The 22,544-nt window shown below is 32.4% G+C and carries 21 protein-coding genes and 1 other RNA gene; 9 read left to right on the top strand and 13 right to left on the bottom strand.

Features of this window, described 5'->3' with window-relative positions; genetic code table 11:
• Window positions 1-35: 35 nt before the first annotated feature.
• Window positions 36-986 (top strand): transglutaminase domain-containing protein, encoded by a 951-nt coding sequence (locus tag DFQ07_RS01980; protein ID WP_133534594.1) that lies wholly within the window; start codon window positions 36-38, stop codon window positions 984-986.
• Here the strand turns inward: DFQ07_RS01980 and DFQ07_RS01985 are convergent, their stop codons facing one another.
• Window positions 987-1,355, bottom strand: coding sequence for a DUF1801 domain-containing protein (locus DFQ07_RS01985; protein WP_133534595.1), 369 nt, complete (start codon window positions 1,353-1,355; stop codon window positions 987-989). It abuts the gene before it with no gap.
• A 78-nt stretch (window positions 1,356-1,433) separates the two neighbouring features.
• Here DFQ07_RS01985 and DFQ07_RS01990 point away from each other — a divergent pair, with 78 nt between their 5' ends.
• The 4 genes from DFQ07_RS01990 to DFQ07_RS02005 are packed head-to-tail and all read left to right on the top strand — an operon-like array spanning window position 1,434 to window position 4,255.
• The gene (locus tag DFQ07_RS01990; RefSeq protein WP_133534596.1) at window positions 1,434-2,042 is read left to right on the top strand and encodes a hypothetical protein; all 609 of its coding nucleotides are present in this window, start codon (window positions 1,434-1,436) and stop codon (window positions 2,040-2,042) included.
• Between the two features lie 32 nt (window positions 2,043-2,074).
• Window positions 2,075-2,371 (top strand): winged helix-turn-helix domain-containing protein, encoded by a 297-nt coding sequence (locus DFQ07_RS01995; RefSeq protein WP_133534597.1) that lies wholly within the window; start codon window positions 2,075-2,077, stop codon window positions 2,369-2,371.
• A 57-nt stretch (window positions 2,372-2,428) separates the two neighbouring features.
• The gene (creD, locus tag DFQ07_RS02000) at window positions 2,429-3,814 is read left to right on the top strand and encodes a cell envelope integrity protein CreD (protein ID WP_133534598.1); all 1,386 of its coding nucleotides are present in this window, start codon (window positions 2,429-2,431) and stop codon (window positions 3,812-3,814) included.
• 60 nt (window positions 3,815-3,874) lie between these two features.
• On the top strand, window positions 3,875-4,255 hold the full coding sequence (locus DFQ07_RS02005) for a ribosomal maturation YjgA family protein (protein WP_133534599.1): 381 nt from the start codon (window positions 3,875-3,877) through the stop codon (window positions 4,253-4,255).
• On the opposite strand, the gene DFQ07_RS02010 is transcribed toward DFQ07_RS02005, so the two are convergent.
• Both DFQ07_RS02010 and DFQ07_RS02015 read right to left on the bottom strand, forming a co-directional pair.
• Window positions 4,235-4,450 carry a DUF3820 family protein gene (locus DFQ07_RS02010; protein WP_133534902.1) on the bottom strand — a complete coding sequence of 72 codons (216 nt, stop codon included), beginning with the start codon at window positions 4,448-4,450 and terminating at the stop codon, window positions 4,235-4,237. The genes DFQ07_RS02005 and DFQ07_RS02010 overlap by 21 nt on opposite strands.
• A gap of 151 nt (window positions 4,451-4,601) precedes the next feature.
• Window positions 4,602-5,810: an NAD(P)-dependent oxidoreductase gene (locus tag DFQ07_RS02015; protein ID WP_133534600.1), complete on the bottom strand. Its 1,209-nt coding sequence runs from the start codon at window positions 5,808-5,810 to the stop codon at window positions 4,602-4,604.
• 253 nt (window positions 5,811-6,063) lie between these two features.
• Between DFQ07_RS02015 and ssrA the strand changes: the two genes are divergently transcribed.
• Together ssrA and DFQ07_RS02025 are read left to right on the top strand one after the other, a co-directional pair.
• Window positions 6,064-6,459, top strand: a transfer-messenger RNA (tmRNA) gene (gene ssrA / locus DFQ07_RS02020).
• Window positions 6,460-6,717: 258 nt separating this feature from the next.
• Window positions 6,718-7,284: an RBBP9/YdeN family alpha/beta hydrolase gene (locus DFQ07_RS02025; protein ID WP_133534601.1), complete on the top strand. Its 567-nt coding sequence runs from the start codon at window positions 6,718-6,720 to the stop codon at window positions 7,282-7,284.
• A 96-nt stretch (window positions 7,285-7,380) separates the two neighbouring features.
• Here DFQ07_RS02025 and rpsU read toward each other — a convergent pair whose 3' ends face one another.
• Window positions 7,381-7,569, bottom strand: coding sequence for a 30S ribosomal protein S21 (rpsU, locus tag DFQ07_RS02030; RefSeq protein WP_133534602.1), 189 nt, complete (start codon window positions 7,567-7,569; stop codon window positions 7,381-7,383).
• A 311-nt stretch (window positions 7,570-7,880) separates the two neighbouring features.
• Window positions 7,881-8,957, bottom strand: a complete 1,077-nt coding sequence (gene prfA, locus DFQ07_RS02035; protein WP_133534603.1) for a peptide chain release factor 1 — start codon at window positions 8,955-8,957, stop codon at window positions 7,881-7,883.
• A gap of 79 nt (window positions 8,958-9,036) precedes the next feature.
• Here prfA and DFQ07_RS02040 point away from each other — a divergent pair, with 79 nt between their 5' ends.
• Window positions 9,037-9,468 carry a DUF6265 family protein gene (locus DFQ07_RS02040; protein WP_133534604.1) on the top strand — a complete coding sequence of 144 codons (432 nt, stop codon included), beginning with the start codon at window positions 9,037-9,039 and terminating at the stop codon, window positions 9,466-9,468.
• Between the two features lie 40 nt (window positions 9,469-9,508).
• Here DFQ07_RS02040 and DFQ07_RS02045 read toward each other — a convergent pair whose 3' ends face one another.
• From DFQ07_RS02045 to DFQ07_RS02065, 5 genes are all read right to left on the bottom strand, one after another.
• Window positions 9,509-12,064 (bottom strand): adenosylcobalamin-dependent ribonucleoside-diphosphate reductase, encoded by a 2,556-nt coding sequence (locus DFQ07_RS02045; protein ID WP_133534605.1) that lies wholly within the window; start codon window positions 12,062-12,064, stop codon window positions 9,509-9,511.
• A 175-nt stretch (window positions 12,065-12,239) separates the two neighbouring features.
• Window positions 12,240-13,418 (bottom strand): AIR synthase related protein, encoded by a 1,179-nt coding sequence (locus tag DFQ07_RS02050; protein WP_133534606.1) that lies wholly within the window; start codon window positions 13,416-13,418, stop codon window positions 12,240-12,242.
• Between the two features lie 47 nt (window positions 13,419-13,465).
• The gene (locus DFQ07_RS02055) at window positions 13,466-13,960 is read right to left on the bottom strand and encodes a GNAT family N-acetyltransferase (protein WP_133534607.1); all 495 of its coding nucleotides are present in this window, start codon (window positions 13,958-13,960) and stop codon (window positions 13,466-13,468) included.
• Between the two features lie 2 nt (window positions 13,961-13,962).
• Window positions 13,963-14,430 carry a GNAT family N-acetyltransferase gene (locus tag DFQ07_RS02060; RefSeq protein WP_133534608.1) on the bottom strand — a complete coding sequence of 156 codons (468 nt, stop codon included), beginning with the start codon at window positions 14,428-14,430 and terminating at the stop codon, window positions 13,963-13,965.
• On the bottom strand, window positions 14,430-16,613 hold the full coding sequence (locus DFQ07_RS02065) for a glutamine synthetase III family protein (RefSeq protein ID WP_133534609.1): 2,184 nt from the start codon (window positions 16,611-16,613) through the stop codon (window positions 14,430-14,432). The genes DFQ07_RS02060 and DFQ07_RS02065 overlap by 1 nt, the downstream gene beginning before the upstream one ends.
• 196 nt (window positions 16,614-16,809) lie before the next feature.
• Between DFQ07_RS02065 and DFQ07_RS02070 the strand changes: the two genes are divergently transcribed.
• Entirely contained in the window at window positions 16,810-17,835 is a 1,026-nt protein-coding gene (locus DFQ07_RS02070; protein ID WP_133534610.1) for a glutamine synthetase beta-grasp domain-containing protein, read from the top strand.
• A gap of 73 nt (window positions 17,836-17,908) precedes the next feature.
• Here the strand turns inward: DFQ07_RS02070 and DFQ07_RS02075 are convergent, their stop codons facing one another.
• The 3 genes from DFQ07_RS02075 to DFQ07_RS02085 all read right to left on the bottom strand — a co-directional run bounded on the left by DFQ07_RS02075 (window position 17,909) and on the right by DFQ07_RS02085 (window position 22,488).
• The gene (locus tag DFQ07_RS02075; RefSeq protein WP_133534611.1) at window positions 17,909-18,850 is read right to left on the bottom strand and encodes a calcium/sodium antiporter; all 942 of its coding nucleotides are present in this window, start codon (window positions 18,848-18,850) and stop codon (window positions 17,909-17,911) included.
• An 80-nt stretch (window positions 18,851-18,930) separates the two neighbouring features.
• A complete protein-coding gene (locus tag DFQ07_RS02080) occupies window positions 18,931-20,004 on the bottom strand; it encodes a PepSY-associated TM helix domain-containing protein (protein ID WP_133534612.1) in 1,074 nt (357 codons plus the stop codon).
• Between the two features lie 99 nt (window positions 20,005-20,103).
• On the bottom strand, window positions 20,104-22,488 hold the full coding sequence (locus DFQ07_RS02085; protein ID WP_133534613.1) for a TonB-dependent receptor: 2,385 nt from the start codon (window positions 22,486-22,488) through the stop codon (window positions 20,104-20,106).
• Between the last annotated feature and the right edge of the window lie 56 nt (window positions 22,489-22,544).

Here is a 22,544-nt window from a genome sequence, read left to right on the forward strand (position 1 = left end):
CAATTTTTGTTTGATTAAGTTGTTTTTACTAATATATGAAACAACTTTTTTTCTTTTTATTTTTATGGAACTGGGCTATATATGCACAAGATTTTTCTTTGGTTAAAGAAAAGACAGCGAACTACCCCAAATTAATCACTGTTGAAAATTTAGCTAAAAGAATAGCTACAGATTTTGACAGCAAAGACCAACAAGTAAAGGCTGCTTTTTATTGGCTAACGCACAATATAAGGTACGACTTAAACGGATATTACAACCCTAAACAAAAAAGAATTTCTTTCAGATACAGAAACGAACAAGAAAGACAAGAAAAACTTCAAGCCATAAAAGATGAAATTGTAAATGAAACCCTATTAACTCGAAAAGCACTTTGTGAAGGATATGCACAAACTTTAGCTAAAGTTTTCTCCATACTGCAAATTGAAAATGAAGTAATTAAAGGGTACGTAAGAAACTCATCTAACGACATTAGCAACCCTAGAAAGAATTCAAATCATGCTTGGAATGCCGTAAAGCTAAATAATAAATGGATCTATATTGATGCTACCTGGGCTGCAGGTATTGTTAATAATGGCAGATGGCAACCTTTGTTTAATAAATATTATTATAACTTTTCAAAGGCTAACAATTTTAAAACTCATTACCCTGAAAGTACTCTTTGGCAACTTAAAATTGGACGAATGAATAAGGACGATTTTTACAATCAACCTATTTATAAGTCCAACTTTTTACAATCGAATTTACAATTAATTTCTCCTAAGAAAGGAGTTCTAGATGGTAACACCCCTATAAAAATTCGTATTAAAAATTTACAACCAAATCAAACCGTTTTTTTAGGATATAGCGGATATCGTTATGCAGTAAAACCTGATAGTGTATCTACAGAAAATAATATAACGACTATCGTAACTACTCCTCCAGAAAATAGTAAACAAGCATTTTTGATTATTGACAAAGAAGTAATGATAGAGTTATTAATTCAGTAGTTATTTCTTCCAAAAACCGTTATGATTGTGTTTTGCTACTTCTTCTATCACTTGTATTAGTATTTTTTCATTAATCTCTTCTAAAGAAGTATAACGAAGTGATTTTACAACGGTTCTTCCTTCTGAAACTAAAAAAGCATCAAAACCTTGTAGAATACCTTTTGCCCAGAAGCCAACATCTACAAATCCTTTTTTATGGGATGCATTAATGTAGCACAATTGCTTCCCATTGATATAATATACCGGTATTTTCCATTTGCATTTTAATTCTAAATTCTGAAAATTACTTTCTATCAATACTTGTAAATGCAGTAAAATAGACTTGAATGGTTCTGGCTGTTTAAGTATATATTCTTCGGCTGGTTTCATTCTTTCAAAAGTACGTTAAAATTTTATTTGTTTGTTTCACAAAATTAAATTTACTTTGCTTTTCAAAGTTCTTTAAAAATGAGTTCAGAAGATTATTTAAAAGACATATCAGAAATTAAAAACCTAATGAATAAATCATCAAGATTTATATCATTAAGCGGTTTGTCTGGTATTTTAGCAGGAATATATGCCCTAATTGGAGCTGCTTACGCATATTGGTTAGTCAACAACAATTCAAACGGTTATTTGATACTTAATGGAAAAATTTTCCAAATGGTCATTTTTGATTTATTATTAGTTGGTTTTTTTAGTATTGCTACCGCTATCTTTTTAACCACAAGAAAAGCTAAAAAAAATGAAGAAAAAATTTGGGATGCCACCACAAGAAGATTGTTATTAAACTTTCTTATCCCTTTAGTTTCTGGGGCTATTTATATCATTATTATTTTAGGACATCAAAAATATGGACAAACTGGTGCTTTAATGTTACTTTTTTACGGGTTGGCGTTAATCAACGCTTCAAAATATACTGTAGGTGATATAAAGTATTTAGGATATACTGAAGTTGTTTTAGGGCTTATTGCCGCTATGCTTCCCGGTTATGTTTTTTGGTTTTGGGTTATAGGATTTGGAGTTATGCATATTGTTTACGGTACAGTCATGTATTTTAAACACGATAGAAAATAAGAATTATTTTCGCACTTTAAAATTTATCTTTTTTGAAAAACATTATTCTAAATATAAATAAAGCTTTTGATCATAGAATTAGACTAGGTATTATGTCTGTTCTTATGGTTAATGAATATGCTGAATTTACTACCCTAAAAGAATTATTAGGTGCTACAGATGGTAATTTGGCAAGCCATACTAAAGCTTTAGAAAAAGTTGAATTTATTAGGATCGAAAAACAATTTATTGGTAGAAAACCCAACACTAGATATTATGCTACTGAGCATGGTAAACAGGAGTTTAAAAAACATATTGACGCTTTAGAAAAACTGATTAAAAATAAATAACAATAATTTTTTTACTATTAAACTTTGAATTTCAAAGTTCTTTTAAAACAACAAACTATGGAAATATCAAACAAACAAAACGGAAGATTCGGAAAGTGGGTAAAAACATCAATCACAGCCAGAATGTTAATGATTGGTTTTTTAATTCTCATCCTTTTAATTCCTTTATCTTTTATTAAAAGCTTAATTGTTGAGCGAATGAATCGACAGCAAGAAGTTGTACAAGAAATCAATCAAAAATGGGGTAAAGAGGTTTTATTATATGGTCCTATTTTAAAAGTTCCTTACAAAACCTATAAAGAGAAGTTTGTTAGAAATCAAAAAACAAAAGAAACTCAAACTGAAATCGAAGAAAAAATCAAGTATGCTTACTTTTTTCCGAAGAAACTAAATATCAAATCATCCATTAATCCTGAAGAAAAAAAGCGTGGTATTTATAAAACTGCTGTGTACAATAGTAAAATAGACATTGATGGAAGTTTTACAACACCTGATTTTAGTGAAAAAGATATTGATGAAAAAGATATTATTTGGAACAAAGCTCGTTTAATTATAAAAACCTCTAACTTAAAGGGAGTAAACAATTTAGTTGAAATAAAACTGAATAAAAACACCTACGCTTTTACTTCTAAATATGAAGATAATGATAGTAATGAAAAAGCCTATTACAACTATTTAAACCTTCATAAATTAGAAAGTAAATTTTTAAATGAAGAAGACCTTCCTAAAAAATCGGATGCAAATTTTAACTTGTCGTTAAGCATCAATGGTAGTAAACAAATCCGTTTTATCCCTATTGGAAAAGAAACATCTGTTCATATAAATTCTGACTGGAAAACAGCTAATTTTATTGGAGAATACCTTCCTTTTAATTCTGATAAAATCTCTGAAAATGGTTTTGATGCAAAATGGAAAATATTAGATATTAACAGACCCTTTTCTCAGCAATCTTTTAACGGGATTCCAGATTTAAAAGAATATGCTTTTGGAGTAAACTTTATGATTCCTGTAGATGAGTATCAAAAAAGTGAACGATCTGCCAAATATGGCTTTTTGGTTATTGGACTTACCTTCTTAATTTTCTTTCTAATTCAAACAATGAGTAAAATATCCATTCATCCCTTTCAATATTTAATGATTGGTGTTGCCTTAACCATGTTTTATACTTTACTCATTTCTATTTCTGAACATAGTAGCTTTTTAAAAGCCTATTTAATTGCTTCGATAGCTGTAGTATTGCTAATTTCTTTGTATTCGAAATCAATTTTAAAAGGGGTCAAATTTCCATTGTTTATTGGAGCTTCACTTACCACATTATATACTTTTATTTTTGTAATTATTCAGCTTGAAAATTATGCACTATTAGTAGGCAGTGTTGGACTATTTATTATTCTTGCTTCAGTGATGTATGCTTCTAGAAAAATAGATTGGCAAAACGGTTAATTAACTATAATAAATAAGCAAACTACCATATTATATGGTAGTTTGCTTAAAAATATAAGTATGAAATTCAATCGAAAACACTTCCTTACCTTTATCTTTTTTCTTTTGCTAGAAATTGTAATAGCTCAAACTTCAGGATTTATAAGACATACTTTTGGTGACTTTTTAGTAGTTATCTTACTTTTTTATTTGGTAAAAGCGTTCTTCAACTTCTCTAACAAAACTATTGGGATTATAGTACTTATTTTTGCTTATGTAGTAGAATTTTTACAGTTAACTTCTCTTTTAGAATTTCTTGGTTTAGAAAACAACCGATTGGCAGTAATCATATTTGGTGCTACTTTTAGTTTTGTTGATTTAGTAGCTTATACCTTAGGAATTGTCACCGTTTTACTTTTAGAAAAATTTTTAACTCGTAAATTATCTTCTAATCTTTCGTAAAATATCTTCTAACCCGTTTAACTTCAATTCGTACACCAGCTCTAACATTGTGCCTAGTTTGCCTTGTGGAAATCCCTTGTTTTTATACCAAACGATATAGTATTCTGGAATTTCAATTAAATAAGTCCCTTTGTATTTACCAAAGGGCATCCTCATATTGGCGGTATCAATTAAAAATTGTTTGTCAGGTATCATTTGAAATAAAAAAAACTGTTTCAAAAATGGTAATTGTCATTTTGAACGAATGTGAAAAATCTATTTTATTTTATTCTTGGATTTAAAAATATAAGATTTCTCCTTTACACTCGAAATGACACTCTTGAAACAGTTTTTATAAAATTATTTGTTATTCTTTTCCGTCTACGTAATCCTGCAAATATGCATAACGTTCGGTTAATGTACCAGTATTTGTTGTCATTTTTGCACGCGCTAAAATTCCGTCTTTATCCTCATTGTAAAATGCTGGAATTACATGCTCTAAAAACATATCTCCAAAGCCTTCACTTGCATCCTTTGGCAACTCACAAGGTAAGTTATCAACCGCCATTACCGTGATAGCCTTATCATCTTTAAAATCAACTTCAGATTCTGTTTCTGGGTTATAACCATAAATAGGGTCTGCGATTGTTGAAGAACGAATAGTTGTGGCTACAGGTCCGTCAATATCACAAGAAATATCCGCTACATATTTTATTCTAAAATCTGGATGTTTTGCATCTTCACGTGTAAATAAATATGGTGCTCCATCACCATAAAAATGTCCTGCCATAAGGAAATCTGTCTCTTTGGCATATGGCATAAAATTACTTTCGTAACCTGTTGGATCTTTATAAAACTCGTACTTATTCCCTACTTTACCATCTTTTCGTTTTGCATATTCCATTACATCAGCCATACAATATACTGGCTCAGTAAATTCAGATGTTAAATACAAGGCGTCACTAACTTCTTTAATCTGTAAATGATCTAAAATTTCTTTCGCTCCTTTAGCTACTTTTCCTGTACCTGTAAGCAAAATTTTAATATTTGGTAATTTAATTTTATCTAACTCAGCTTTTACAGCATCTAAATCTGGTAAAGTTTCAACCTTTGGTAAATTAAACAATCCTTCACGTAAGCCTAAAGCTCTAAAGCCATTGTAAGCCCCTACCAAACCAGCATAACGACCAAAACCAATTAAACGTGCACCATTTTCTTTAACAATAGTTTCATGATCGAACATCTCGATATTCTTCGCTAGCATCGCTTTTAACAGCTTACGGTTGTACGGTTGCTTTTTTATGGTATGACTAAAGAAAAAATATTTCTTATTTGGAATTAAGTTATCTACAGGAACTTCTTTTACTCCTAATAACACATCACAATCAGAAATATCGTTGGTCACTTCAAATCCTGCATTTTTATATGCTTCGTCTGAAAAAACTCGGATATCAGAACTTTCTACCACTATTTCTGCTTGCGGAAATTGCTTTTTAAATTCTTGCAACTTTTCAGGTGAAAACACAACTCTTCTGTCTGGTGGATTTTTACGTTCTTTAATGATTCCGAATTTCATTCTTTATTTGTATTAAAATTAAACAATTTTACATATAATGTTATATCTTATAACAATCATGGCGAAAATACTCGTTTTAAAATGATTGTACAAATAGTATTTTTTTATATTTGCATTCTCTTATTTTGCGTTAGGGATTGAACGATTTGTTTGAGCTCTCCCGATACTTCGGGAAGCGAGTAGTGAAAGCCCGCCCGAACGCCCTAAAAATTGGTATATTTTTTGTAATAAATAAGTAATTCTTTGACATACTGGGGACGACTGGTTTTGACAGCAAGACGAGTGAAAATGTAAGCATACCGAGGAGTGAAATGATAACTCGTTAAACTTATTTCAACTTTATAAACGGCGAAGATAACTACGCTTTAGCTGCTTAATCTGAATTAATAGTAAGATAGAGCCTTGGCGCACTAGGTGCGCAAGCTGAATGTCCACGAAAAGCCTTGGTTTACGGCGTTTCTTTTATGGGCATCGTAAAAGTAAACATAGAAAACTTAGCACTTCGATAAGTTTTCGAAACTAAAGAAGATAAGTTAAAATTGGGCTGTTTTTGGTCAGGTTTTAATCGAAAATTAAACAAAAACTAAGTATGTAGAAAGCCTTTGAGCTGCTTGTTTGGACCCGAGTTCGATTCTCGGCGTCTCCACTATTAAAAATCCCAATCAAATATCTCTATATTTGGTTGGGATTTTTTATTTAATCTACAGTAGAGAACCATACATTTTTTTCTAAACCTATGATTGAATTAAAATCTATCATCGTTACTTTTGTTGCTTTTATTATAGCAACTGGTATAACTGGCTTTTTAAAAAACAAGCGAAACGATTATTAATTGTTTTTACAACATATAAAAAACACAACCAAATTGGTTCCGTTTTTTTATTTTATAACAAAACGAACAATAAAAATGAAAAAACATAATATATACTTAATTCACGGGTATACAGCTTCTCCTGATTCTAACTGGTTTCAGAATTTTAAACAGAGTTTAGAAAATGATTTTATTGAAGTTTCTATTTTAGAGATGCCTGATTCTCTAGCCCCAAAGCTTAATGATTGGGTTAGCTATATGGAAAATCATATAAAAGAAATCGATGAGAACACTATTTTTATTGGTCACAGTTTAGGATGTATAAGCATTTTAAACTTTTTAAATAAGTTTAAAACAACTAAAATTAAAGGATTGTTTCTTATTTCTGGGTTTGTTGAATCTTCACCAATACCCGAGCTTATTGAATTTCTAAAACCAAAATTAAACTATAATCACTTAAAAGAAATAACAAAAACTAGAGTTGCAATATCTGCTATTGATGACGACATTATTCCTTATCAATATTCTAAAACTATGGCAGAAAAATTAGATGCTAAGTTTACTCTTCTCAAAAAAGGAAAACACTTTATAGACAGAGATGGTTTTACTAAGTTTCCTTTCCTTGTAAAAGAAATAAGCACGTTAGTGAATCTTAATAAATAGTATTGAAAATAATTCAATCATTTCAACCTACATTAACCTTTATAACAAAAAAAACGCAACCAAATTGGTTGCGTTTTTTTTTATATTATAGTAATCCTATTCTTCTTTAAATAGTTGTTCTTTATAAGCTGCCTTTTGTATTTGCGCTCGCCTAGTAACAGATGGCTTTACATATTGTTTTCTTTCTCTAAGTTCTTGTAAAACTTTTACATTTCTAAACTTACGCTTGTAACGTTTTAAGGCTCTATCTATATTTTCACCTTCTTTTACAACTATTCTTAACATACTATAAGATTTAAATTATTAGACATTCTAAATCATATAAACTAATCCACAGCACCATACACAATACCGCTATGATTTACATGATATTTATTTTAGATTAAAAATTCTATTGAAAACGCTTTATAAAGCAACTGAAGACTAAAGAACTGAAGTATGTCAGAAAAATAGTATAAAGACTCGTAGATTTTCTCCTGAAAAGGATAGAACATTAATATGTTGCAAAGGTAGCTTTTATTTATCGGCTCTACAAGAATTGTGGATAGTAATTATTTTTCATAAAAAAGGCGTTACCTGTTGGTAACGCCTTTTCGTTAAATTGTTTCTCCTAATTCTTTTAACTTAGAAGTATTTTCTGCGAGCATTAACTCGTCTATAATTTTTTGAATGTCTCCATTTACAATATTTGATAAATCGTATAAGGTTAATCCAATTCTGTGATCTGTTACACGTCCTTGCGGATAATTATACGTTCTAATTTTTGCAGAACGGTCACCTGAAGTTACCATCGAACCACGTTTAGCAGCATCAGCTTCCTGCTTCTTCGCCAACTCCATATCGTATAAACGAGAACGTAATACCTTAAACGCTTTCTCTTTGTTTTTATGCTGCGATTTTTGATCTTGACATTGCGCCACTAATCCTGTAGGAATGTGCGTTAAACGTACTGCTGAATAGGTAGTGTTTACCGACTGTCCTCCTGGTCCTGATGAACAGAAGAAATCGATACGTACATCTTTCGGGTTGATTTCTACATCAAACTCTTCTGCTTCTGGAAACACCATACAAGTTGCTGCCGATGTATGCACACGTCCTTGAGTTTCAGTTTGTGGTACACGTTGTACACGATGTACTCCTGCTTCAAACTTTAAGGTTCCATACACATCTTCTCCAGTAACCTCAAACTGAATTTCTTTAAATCCACCATTGGTACCTTCAGAAAAATCTACTGTAGAAACTTTCCACCCTTTACTTTCACAGTACTTGGTGTACATTCTAAACAAATCACCCGCAAAAATACTCGCTTCATCTCCACCAGTACCCGCACGTAATTCTACTACTGCATTTTTTGAATCTTCTGGATCTTTCGGAATTAGTAAAAACTTAATCTCTTCTTCCAATTGTGGAATTCGAGTTTTCGCCTCGTCCATTTCCATCTTAGCCATTTCAACCATTTCTGCATCCGATCCGTCTGCAATAATTTCTTTAGCTTCTTCTATATTGTTTAATAAAGTTTCGTACTCGTTTGCCTTTTTAACAACCTTTCCTAAATCTTTATATTCCTTATTTAATTGCACATAACGCTTTTGATCAGAGATAACATCTGGCTGGATGATTAAGTCTGACACCTCATCATAACGTTGTTTAACTATCTGTAATTTATCTAGCATAGTATCTTTTCTTGGGGTGCGAATTTACGATTTTTTATCGAATTTAATTCATTATCTTTAATCCTTTAAGAGTTTTATGATGCGATTTTTATTACTATTTATTACTGGATTCCTGCTTTTTTCTTGTCAAAATACTACAGAATTCAAAAAACCTACATGGTTGTTCGGAAAATGGAAACGTATAAACAATCAACCTGACAAGTTTACGTATGAGTTTTGGAATGACGATTTTTCTGGCATTGGATTTACCTTAAAAGAAAAAGACACCGTATTTAAAGAGGTATTACATATCATTACCAAAAACGATTCGTTGTTTTTACAAGTGACTGGTGTAAATGAAAATCCTACACTATTTGCTTTCATACAACAAACCGATACTTCTTTTACTGCAGAAAACAAGCAAAACGAGTTTCCTAAAACCATACACTACTGGAAAGAAAACAATCAACTAAAGGCTAAAGTTGCCAACGATGAATTTTCGATTGATTTTGTGTTTGAAAAAACAAAATAATCCTCAGAAAAATCTAAGAATTTATAAGTAATACTGCTTTTTATCCGCATTTGGATGTTCCGCAATCATTACACGTTAAGCAGCCTTCTTGATAAATTAAATTATCTGATTTGCAATTTTCGCATGTTTGCCCTATAACTTTTGTGCCATCTTCCACATAATGTTTTAACGCTCTTACTACTCCATTCTTCCATGTGTTTATAGACTCACTATCTAACTGCAAGCTCTGAATTAGTTTTACAATTTTATCAATAGGCATTCCATGACGTAAAGTTCCTGAAAACAGTTTTGCATAATTCCAAAATTCTGGATTAAACTTATGTGATAATCCTTCTATTGTAGTTTTATAACCACGTTTATTTTTATACTGAAAATCATAACGCGAACTTCCATCTTCATTTCTGTTTTTTATAATAAAACCTTTTTCTACCCAACGTGGTAATAAAATTCCGTCTTCATCGTCAGCTAAACCCGTAAAAATTTCATACGGTTTGTCATCCACTAATCCAATAAAAGCAATCCATTTCTCTTTTTTATTTTGAAAACGAACGACATCTGCTTCTAAAATTTGCGGACGCTTCGTAGGGAATGGAGTTAGTGTATCACTTTGGTTATTCTCTTTCTTTTCGTCATTTGCTATCAATACCCCCGACCTAGAGCCATCTCTATACACCGTAACTCCTTTACAACCTACCTCCCAAGCTTTTAAATACAACTCTCCTACCAACTCTTCGCTAACATCGTTCGGTAAATTAATAGTTACACTAATAGAGTGATCTACCCATTTTTGTACCGCTCCCTGCATCGTTACTTTACTTAACCAATCTACATCGTTAGAAGTTGCTTTGTAATACGGTGATTTTTTAACCAACACATCCAATTCTTGCTGTGAAAAGTTTTTAGTAACATCTATTCCGTTTACTTCCATCCATTGTTTAAATCGGTGATGAAAAACCACGTATTCTTCCCAAGAATCTCCTACTTCATCTACAAAATCTACACGTACTCCTTTATCATTTGGATTCACCTTTTTTCTACGCTTGTACACAGGCATAAACACTGGTTCAATTCCAGAAGATGTTTGCGTCATTAAACTGGTAGTACCTGTAGGCGCAATCGTAAGTAATGCTATATTTCTGCGTCCATGCTCTAACATTTCATAATACAACTTACTATCAGCTTCTTTTAAACGTAAAATAAACGGATTGTTTTTTTCTCTTTCTGCATCAAATATTGAAAACGCCCCTCTTTCTTTAGCTAAATTTACTGATGCTCTGTATGTTTCTATTCCTAATGTTTTATGAACTTTTACCGAAAACTCATTTCCTTCTTTGCTTCCATATCGAATTCCTAAAGCAGCCAACATATCTCCTTCTGCAGTGATTCCTATTCCTGTTCTTCTTCCTTCATAAGCTTTTTTCCTAATATTTAACCAAAGCGTTTTCTCAGTAGCTTTTACCTCATCTAACTCTGGATCAGCATCAATTTTCTCTAAAATTTTATCTATTTTTTCTAATTCCAAATCAATAATATCATCCATCATTCGCTGAGCAATGACAATATGCTTTTTAAACAGTTTAAAATTAAAAGCAGCCTTTTTAGTAAACGGGTTTTCTACATACGAAAACAAGTTAATTGCCAGTAAGCGACACGAATCATACGGACATAACGGAATTTCTCCACAAGGATTAGTTGATACCGTTTTATAACCTAAATCAGCATAAGAGTCTGGTACCGATTCATTAATTATTGTATCCCAAAACAAGATTCCTGGTTCGGCAGATTGCCACGCATTATGTACTATTTTTTTCCATAATTTTTGTGCTTCTATCGTTTTTGAATACTTCGGATTTTTACTAAAAACGGGATATTTTTGCGTATACATATCTCCTTTTTTCACTGCTTTCATAAAAGCATCGTCTATTCTTACTGAAACATTTGCCCCAGTTACTTTTCCTTGCTCTAATTTAGCATCAATAAAGTCTTCTGAATCTGGATGATTGATAGACACCGACAACATCAATGCTCCTCTACGACCATCTTGTGCAACCTCTCGCGTTGAGTTCGAATAACGTTCCATAAACGGAACAATTCCTGTGGATGTTAATGCTGAATTTTTTACTGGAGAACCTTTGGGTCTTATATGTGACAAATCATGACCTACTCCTCCTCTCCTTTTCATGAGTTGTACTTGCTCTTGATCTATTTTCATAATCCCACCATACGAATCTGAATCTCCTTCATTTCCTATTACAAAACAATTAGAAAGTGATGCTATTTGAAACGGATTCCCTATTCCTGCCATTGGGCTTCCTTGTGGCACTATATATTTGAAGTTTTTTATCACTTCATATATTTCTGATTCTGTTAGCGGGTTTGCATATTTTTTTTCAATTCGTGCAATTTCTTTGGCAATTCTACGATGCATATCATCTGGAGTGCTTTCGTAAATATTTCCTTCAGAATCTTTTAAGGCATATTTGTTTAACCAAACGCTTGCCGCTAAATCATCATTTTTAAAATAGTGTAATGCTGCTTGTAACGCTTCTGCTCTCGTTACTTTTTTTTGAGGTAGATTTTGTATGACTGATTTCATAGTTTTTATTGAATTAATTATAGCTTGTTCGATTATAAAGTAATTCAAAAAAAACAACTTAAAACATGATTTAAATCATAAAGTTGACCAAAAAAAAATGTAAAAAACTAAAAACTAGTTTTTTACATTTTTACCAACATAAAAATGTTGACATTTTATTTCTTTTTAAAAAAGTTTAATACTCAAAAGTTCCGTATTCACTATTGATTGTTAATCGCTTCTTTTCAGAAGTTTCAACTCTACCAATTACCTGTGCATTTACATTGAACGATTTTGAAATTGCAATGATATCTTCTGCTACATCAGGAGACACGTATAACTCCATTCGGTGCCCACAGTTAAATACCTGATACATTTCTTTCCAATCTGTTTTTGATTGTTCTTGTATCAATTTGAACAATGGTGGAATTGGAAACATATTATCTTTTACAATATGTAAATCATCAACAAAATGTAAAATCTTAGTTTGTGCTCCACCAGAACAGTGAATCATTCCATGTATCTCTTTCGAAGAGAATTTTGATAAAATTTCTTTGATAATTGGCGCATAGGTTCTTGTTGGTGACAACACTAACTTACCAGCATCAATTGGTGAATCTGCTACGTTATCTGTTAATTTTGTATTTCCTGAATACACCAAATCAGAAGGCACTGAAGCATCAAAACTTTCTGGATATTTCTCTGCTAAATAGTTGTGGAATACATCGTGACGTGCAGAAGTTAATCCATTACTTCCCATACCTCCGTTATATTCTTTCTCGTAAGTAGCTTGTCCGAAAGATTCTAAACCAACAATTACATCTCCTTCTTTGATGTTTGCATTATCAATTACATCCGAACGCTTCATACGAGCAGTTACCGTAGAATCTACAATAATGGTACGTACTAAGTCTCCTACATCAGCAGTTTCTCCACCAGTTGAATGAATCGTTACTCCGAATTCCTTTAATTCAGCAATCAACTCTTCTGTTCCATTGATAATTGCCGACAAAACTTCACCTGGAATATTGTTTTTGTTACGTCCAATGGTAGAAGACAACATAATATTGTCGGTAGCACCTACACACAATAAATCATCAATATTCATGATTAAAGCATCTTGAGCAATCCCTTTCCACACCGAAATATCTCCTGTTTCTTTCCAATACATGTACGCTAAAGAGCTTTTCGTTCCTGCTCCGTCTGCATGCATGATTAAACAATAGTCTTCATCGTTCGTTAAATAATCTGGAACAATTTTACAGAAAGCTTTTGGAAATAATCCTTTATCAATATTCTTGATAGCATTGTGTACATCTTCTTTAGATGCCGATACTCCGCGTTGTGCGTAGCGTTTAGATACTTCGTTACTCATGTGTTGTGTTGTTGTTGCCGCGAAATTACTTTAAAAACAGTAAACTATCAAAGTAATTGTTGTTTTTTACTTCGTCTTTCATACAAAACGGTATCTCTCCATACCCCATCTAACTGAGCTATTTTTTCTCGATATCCTATCTTTCGAAAGTCATATTTAACATGTAGTTTTTCACTTCCTATATTTTCAGGAAATAAACTAGAATACAGTGTCCAAATTCCATTATTTTCAGAAGAGCCTATAACAGCTTCCATCAATAAACTTCCTATTCCTTTTCCTACCACTCCTTGTTTCACATATACACTTACTTCTGCCACTCCTCGATACTCAAATCTTTTGGAAACCGGAGCTATTGCACACCACCCTACTACCTTATTTTCTTCTACAGCAACAAACCGAGAATGTTGATGATGTGACGCATTCCATTCTTCCCAACTTGGAACTTCTGTTCTAAAAGTAGCATTTTTAGTATCGATTCCTTCCTTATATATTACTGCTACTTCTTGCCATTGGTTTTGAGTGAATTTAGCTATACTTATCATATTTATAGGCTTATTAATTCTTTCTTAAAGCAAATACTAGATAGTACGTCTTTATACGGTTCATAATTAGCTATAATATTGTATCCATTTTTTTGATACAGGTTTACTGCTGGTTGCATTGTTTTACTCGTTTCTAAAATAACTGTATCAAACTGCTCTTCTCCTGCCCATTTTTCTAGTTCTTTTAAAACCAGTGTTGCAATATGTTTTCCTCTATATGTTGGTTTAACATACATTCGTTTGATTTCAACTGTCTTATTAGCAATTGCTTTAAACGCTCCACAACCTACAGGTGTTATACCTACATAACATACAACTACATTCTGTAACGCGTCTATCGTATTAAACTGACTAAAAAAATCATCCTGATCACCATTAATTCCTGAGAGGTACTTATCTAGCTCTTGTACCAAAGCAACAAAGTCCTCATCTTTAGAATTGGTTCTCTTTAAGTTTACTGCATTATTCATTACCTCGTAAACAGTAGTTCTCTATACTTTGTTAAAGGCCAAAGATTGTCATCTACCATCAATTCTAATTTATCACAATGGTAACGAATCTCATCAAAATAAGGTTTTACCTTATTACAGTATGCATCCGCATTTTTTTGCCCTGTCAACTTATTCGCTTTTTTACGCTCTTCAATCATTAATTCTACTTTTGAATTGATTTCGGCTATATGAAGTGATATTTTTTGGATTAAATCGATTTGCTCATTGGCATATTTTTCGAAATTATTCCCGAAAATTTCTTTCAACCCTCTTACATTTTCTATCAATGTATTTTGATATTGAATAGCGATTGGTATTACATGGTTTCTTGCAATATCTCCCAGCACTCTACTTTCAATTTGAATCTTTTTTGAATACTCTTCTAATTCAATTTCATGACGCGCTTCTACTTCTACTTTATTCATCACTCCCATTTCTTCAAAAAGAGAAATTGCTTTTTTAGAGACTTTTGCTTTTAAGGCCTCAGGAGTAGTCTTATTATTTGACAGACCTCTCTTTTTTGCTTCCTTTTCCCAAGCTTCTCCATATCCATCACCTTCAAATCGGATACTTTTAGACGCTTTAATATATTCTCTTAATACATTAAAAATAGCCTCGTCTTTTTTAAGGTTTTTCGCATCAATTAACTTATCAACCTCCTCTTTGAATTCATTCAACTGTTTTGCTATAATGGTATTCAACACCGTCATTGGTCCTGCACAGTTAGACCATGATCCCACAGCACGTAACTCAAACTTATTTCCTGTAAAAGCAAAAGGTGAAGTTCTGTTTCTATCTGTATTATCTAATAAAATTTCAGGAATTTTACCAACAATATTTAATTTTAAATCTGTTTTTTCTTCTGGAGACAACTTCCCTTTCGTTACATTTTCTAACTCATCAAGTACTTCTGATAATTGTGTTCCGATAAAAACCGATATGATAGCTGGTGGTGCTTCATTAGCTCCCAGACGATAATCATTACTTGCACTTGCAATTGAGGCTCTGATTAACTCTTCGTAATCGTGAACTGCTTTAATGGTATTAACAAAGAAAGTTAAGAATTGTAGGTTCTTCATTGGAGTTTTACCTGGACTTAATAGATTAATCCCTGTATTGGTAGACAAACTCCAGTTATTATGTTTTCCAGAACCGTTTATCCCTTGAAAAGGCTTTTCGTGAAATAACACTTTAAATTTATGGCGTTGCGATACTTTTTCCATCACATCCATTAATAATGAATTATGATCTACCGCTAAATTTGCTTCTTCAAAAATTGGTGCTAGTTCAAATTGATTTGGTGCCACCTCATTATGACGTGTTTTAACTGGCACTCCCAAAAGCATACATTCTTGCTCTAAATCGCGCATAAAATTTAAAACTCGTGTTGGTATTGACCCGAAATAATGATCATCTAATTGTTGCCCTTTCGCTGGCGAATGACCTAATAAAGTTCTTCCTGTCATCATAATATCAGGACGCGCATTAGCCAAAGCTACATCAATTAAAAAGTATTCTTGCTCCCATCCTAAGGTTGCATTTACTTTACTTACATTCTTATCAAAATATTTACAAACTGCTGTTGCTGCTGTATCTACCGCCTGTAAAGCTCTTAGCAAAGGGGCTTTATTATCTAACGCCTCCCCTGTATATGCTACAAAAACCGTAGGAATACATAAAGTTGTTCCATATACAAAAGCTGGAGAAGTAGGATCCCATGCGGTATAACCACGTGCTTCAAAGGTATTTCTTATCCCTCCGTGTGGAAAACTAGAAGCGTCTGGTTCTTGCTGTACTAATTGTCCTCCATCAAAACGTTCCATCGCTCTGCTTCCTTCAACTGTTTCAAAAAAGGCATCGTGTTTTTCTGCAGTTGCCCCTGTTAAAGGCTGAAACCAGTGTGTATAATGAGTTGCTCCTTTAGACAAGGCCCAATCTTTCATACTAACAGCTATTTGATCTGCAATCTTTCTATCTATTTTAGTTCCAAACTCAATAGCATCGATAACGCTTTGATACGCTTCTTTGGTCATGTATTGACGCATTGCTTGCTCATTAAATACATTTTTTCCAAACAACTCCGAACGGCGTTCGTTTTCTTCAACTAAAACTGGGTTTCTATGTAAAACCTCTTGTAACGCACTGAATCTTAAACTTGACATATATAATAAAGTATAAATTAGACTTCTCAAAAATACAAAAACTAATTTAAACTTAAACACCCCTTAAAAAACAGGGGTCAAATTAATTTAATGTTAATATTTAACAAATTACCCCTTAAAAATTTTGAGTTAACGCAAAAAAAACTCATTTTTGCACCGTAATTAATTCCATAACAACACAAAACAAATATAAATCATGATAAGATCTAAACTAGAGTACATTTGGTTAGACGGTTACTATCCAACTCAAAACATGAGAAGCAAAACTAAAGTTGTTGAAGACTTTAGCGGTAAATTAGAAGATTGCCCAATATGGTCTTTTGATGGTTCTTCAACCAAACAAGCTAAAGGTGGTGACTCTGATTGTTTATTAAAGCCAGTTGCTATTTACCCAGATCCTGCACGCGAAAATGGTTTTTTAGTAATGACAGAAGTTTTAAATGCAGATGGAACTCCACACCCTACTAATGCACGTGCTAAAATTGATGATGACGATAACGATTTCTGGTTTGGTTTTGAGCAAGAGTACTTTATTATGGATACTCATACACAACTTCCATTAGGATTCCCTATTGGTGGTTATCCAGGACCTCAAGGTATGTACTACTGTTCTGTAGGAGGTAAAAACACACACGGTAGAGATTTTGTTGAAGAGCATGCTGACTTATGTATTGCTGCTGGATTAACTTTTGAAGGAATTAATCAAGAAGTAGCTAGCGGACAATGGGAATTCCAATTATTTGCTAAAGGTGCAAAAAAAGCTGGTGATGAAATTTGGGTTGCTCGTTACTTACTAGACAGATTAACTGAAAAATATGGTTACTACATTGAGTACCACCCTAAACCTATTAAAGGTGACTGGAACGGTTCTGGAATGCACGCTAACTTCTCTAATACTTTATTAAGAACTTGTGGAAGTAAAGAAGTTTACGAAAAAGTTTGTGAAGCTTTCCGCCCAGTAACTAAAGAACATATTAACGTTTACGGTGAATACAACGATCAACGTTTAACTGGTTTACACGAAACAGCATCTATTAACGATTTTAGTTATGGTGTTTCTGATCGTGGAGCTTCAATCCGTATTCCAATTATTACAGTTGAAAAAGGATGGAAAGGTTGGTTAGAAGACAGAAGACCTGCTTCTAATGCTGATCCATACAAAGTAGCTGGAAGAATTGTTGAGACTGTAAAGAAGGCTAAAGTTGAAGCTACAGTAGCTTAATAATTCATAAAACTTTTTAATCCCTAATAAAAAAAAACCGTCGCTGACGGTTTTTTTTTATTTTTTATCTTTCTTAAGATACTGTCAAATACACAAAAATGATATAAGTTGCCATTAACAATATACCATCCCTCCAACCTAAACGTAATCCTTTTGGAAAAAAAACCAACGGTAAAATTGCAAATGAAATTCCCAACATCCAATAAATATCATTATTAATCAAACTCAATGCATCAGGCTTTACCTCAATAGGAGTAATAATTGCCGTAAGCCCTAAAACGGCCAAAATATTAAACACATTAGACCCTATTAAATTCCCTAAAGAAATTGCCTTTTCTTTCTTTAACACCGCTATTACAGAAGCTGCTAATTCTGGAATACTTGTACCTACTGAAACTACTGTTACTCCTATTACCGCATCACTCACACCTAAGTTTCTAGCTAAAGAAACTGATCCATTAATTAACAATTCTGAACCTCCCCATAAACCTAGTCCTCCAACCGCTAAAAACAGTGCTGTTTTATATAACGGTAACTCTTCATCATCCTCAGGCATTTCATCTACAACAGCTTGTTTTTGAAAACGCAAAAGGTAAATTAAAAATACGATAAGCATTCCAAAAAGTATCACCCCTTCATAAGTTTGTATAGTTCTATCATCCACAATAAAGAAGTACAACATTATTGAGGCTATCATCATTACAGGCCAATCGGTTTTATAAAAACTCTTCTCTACATAAATAGGAGATAAAATGACAGTTATAGCCAACACTAAAGCCAAGTTTGCTATGTTAGATCCTATCACATTTCCTACCGCTAATCCTGTTGCTCCATCTAACGCTGATTTAATACTAACGATTAATTCTGGAGCTGAAGTAGCAAAAGACACTATCGTCATACCTATAACTATCTTAGGAATATTAAGTTTTAACGACATAGCTACTGCCGCTTTTAACAACCAGTTTCCTCCAAGAATCAAAAACACTAAACCAATAACGATGTATACAATACTCATGAATTATTTTTTTTTGCGAAGATAGGTTTTTTACCAAGTAAAAATGAAAACAAATCCTCCTGCTACCTCTAACAAAAATGTTAATTAACAACCTTTTTTAATCGTTTAGTTTTTGAGCTATAAACCTTAAATCCTGTGATTAGTAAAATTATGGGTACTAAGCCTGATATAAACACGAGTACCCTACCCAATACCCCTGCTATCTCTCCTATATGTACTGGATAAAACTGAGCTGCTATTCGATTACTATTAAGGTCAAAATCAAAACTTGATATCGTTCGTAATTTCCCTTGCTTATTTAGCTCCATTTCTTTTGTTCTTCTAAATCCTGCTTGGATGAACCGATCTTTTATGTACCTAAGTTTATAAACTCTTGAACTATCTTTCGGGTAATAAATAGCTCTTAAAGCATATTTTCCATCAGTTTGTAGTACTGCTTCTTTTAATGAAAATATCTTTTCTTGCTTTGCTTCTTCATCTGATACGATTTTATCTGAACTATTAAAAATAGACAAAGCTGATTTATAGGTTTTATAATAAGTGAAATAGCCTCCTGTAAACGCTATTACCAACAAAGGCAATAAAAAATAAATTCCGAATACTTTATGTATATTGAAGTAAAATCGTTTCTTTTTAGGTTTCCACTTCATCGTAAACCCTTTTGATAAGTTATTTTTATATGCTTTCCACCACATATAAAATCCTGTTGTTAATAAAAAGAAACAGAACAATAAAGTACTTGTTCCTATAATATACTTACCAATTTTAGATATTCCTAACGTACGGTGTAACTTCAGAAGAGTTTCGAAAAACTGTATAGACTCAGATTTTTCACCTAAAAAAACTCTAGTTTTCGGATGATAATAAAATGTTTTTCCGTCTTTATAATTTATTGAAATTGTTTGTTGTTCTCTATAAGGCAAAAAAATCTTACTTACTTCTCCTTCATTCTGTGTGGTCAAAAAATAAGCAGAACTTAAAATTGTTTTTTCATTTACTTTAGAAAAATCTTTAACCTTTAATAATTTCGGATTTAGTAATGAAGTTATTTCTGGTTGCCAAACATACAAGGCTCCTGTTAAACCAGAAAAAGAAGCAATGACTCCACAGCTAAGACCTAGCCATAGATGTATTTTCCAAATTATTTTATGCATCTGTTGCAATTGTACCTCTTGTTTTTTTAAAACCCAGAATCTAAAATATGATAGACCCTGGGTTTTTAATTTTGCAAATGTAAAATGTTGTTAATTATCTTAGAAATTATACAACATACTTAATTTAGCATTTATCCCTTCTCCAGTTCCTGTAAAAGTTCTTAAAGGAGCTGCCCATTGTGATCTTGCTGGTAAATAATATTCGTTTAACAAGTTATTTACCGCTAAGGAAACCGATATATCTTCCTGCAACTTATAATTCATTGACCAATTAAGTAAGGTATAACCTTCTACTGGAAACTGCGTATGTCTAAAAGTATAATTATCATTTGCATCTAAATACGGATTAAAGCGATTTCTATCTCCCAAATTAGTCATTCGTAAAGACGTGCTAATTTTTTCTGTTGGAATCCAAGTTACATAAGCTGTTAATTTTGGAGCAGCAATTACATCACCCCCTAAGTAAGTTAAATTATTTTTATCTCCTACATCATGAGTTAAACCTTCAACATAAGAATACGATGTTCCTATCTGTAATTTGCTATCAAAAGCAGTATAGTCAATTGCTATTTCTCCTCCATAAATATTCTGCGGCTTTTTAGATGGCACAAAAGAATTTATATTTTCATCAAACGTAACCCCTGTACCTAAATTAGAAACACTATAATATCCTACGGCTTCTAACCTAAAATTCTTGAACTTAGATAAAAAACCAAACTCGTAGTTTTTAGTTACTGCTGGTTCTAATTGAATATCCTCAACACTATCTGCTTTCGCTGAACGTAAAACAGAACCTAAATCAGCGATTGAAAAACCTTGAGAGTAACTTACATAAGGAATAAACTCTTGATGTTTAATATATCTTACACCCGCATTAAAAGCTAAATTATCAAAGCCTACCTTCCCTCCTTCTACTGCTACTGAAGGATTAAAATTACCATCTCCTAAAGGTGAATATGGTAACGTATTATAATCATCTATCGTAAGATTCATATCGTCATACCTCAACCCAGCTTTAAGCACCCATTTGTTATTAAATTTAATAGTAGATTGCATGTATGGCGCCCAACTTAGCATGTTAATGTTTGGTACCCAAAGCCTCCCATCTAAAAGTCCTTGATTCGTTTTGTCTTTTAATAAATCTAAACCATAAGTTAAAGAAATATTGGTAGTTGGGCTTATATCTAATGTTGTATTGAAGTTTGGTCTTACACCATACTTTTCAGCATTAATTACAGACTGTCCGCCATTTTCAAACTTATCAGAATAGAAGAATGTATTTTTAGCTTTTTGATAATAAACATCTGTCTCTAAATCTGTAGAACCTCCAAATATATGATTCAGATTATAAGTTAACTGCCCATTTGAAAGTTTAGATCCTGTTGGCTCTTGTCCTTCAATAGAACCTTCAACACCATAACCTGGAGTTAATGAATAATCTCCGTTTTCATTGTATACTTCAAAAGTTCCTGGTACAGCAATAAAAGGCGAATCTTGTAAAGAGTTATATAAATTTCCTCCAAGAATTATTTTTTGATTATCGGATATTTGATATTCCAATTTTGCTAAAGCAGTATAAATATTGGTATTATCAAATCCATAAGTAGGAAGAATAACCTTGCCTTTGGCATCGTACTTATTACCTGTTCTTTCATAGCTTCCACTTACATAGTAAGTAAACTTATTTAAATTCCCTTTTAACGATTGGTATATTCCAATTCCTTGAGCATCTTTCATTTTAGTCAAACTAGAAGTTTGCCAAAGGTTTGTTGCTCCTTCAATTTCTTTACTAGCCTGTGGTTTTTTGGTAATATAGTTAATAAAACCACCATTACCTCCATTTCCAAAAATAGATGTTGCTCCCTTTATAACTTCTACACGACTAATATCGTTTGGACTTATAGACTTTATTCCTAACTGACCATTACGCAATGGGGTTGATTGCGGAATACCATCAATCATCACCAAAAGTGAACGCCCCCTTAATGTTTGCCCCCAATTAGAATATGTTCCTGTAGATACAGCCAAACCTGGAACCGTAAATTCTAAAATTTCATTGATATTGGTTGTTGAGTTTGATAAATCTACTAATTGCTTTTGGTTGACAACAGTTATTGAGGCTGGTATTTCTGAAAGATACTCTGAACGCCTACTTGCCGATACAACAACTTCATTTAAACTCTCTGAATCTTCCTTTAATATTTGCAAAACCTCTATAGTACTATTTTTAGTAAATAGTATTTTTTTTATTTCAGTTTGAAAACCTACTATACTAAAAGTAACCTTCAAGGTTCCTTCTTTTATATTAGTTAGTATAAAATCACCGTTTTCATCAGAAGTCGTACCTTTTTGAAGTTCAGAAATGTGAATATTAACTCCATAAATTGGTTGACCTTTTTCATCTTTTATTTTTCCTTTTAAACTAGACTGAGCTGATACTCCGAAGCTTAAAAATAAAGCTGCTACTATTATGTAAAATTTCATTATATTTATTTAGATTTATTTCAAATTGCAAATATATCTCCTATCAAAATAGCACC

This window comes from Tenacibaculum caenipelagi (genome assembly GCF_004363005.1).
GTDB classification, from domain to species: Bacteria; Bacteroidota; Bacteroidia; order Flavobacteriales; family Flavobacteriaceae; genus Polaribacter; species Polaribacter caenipelagi.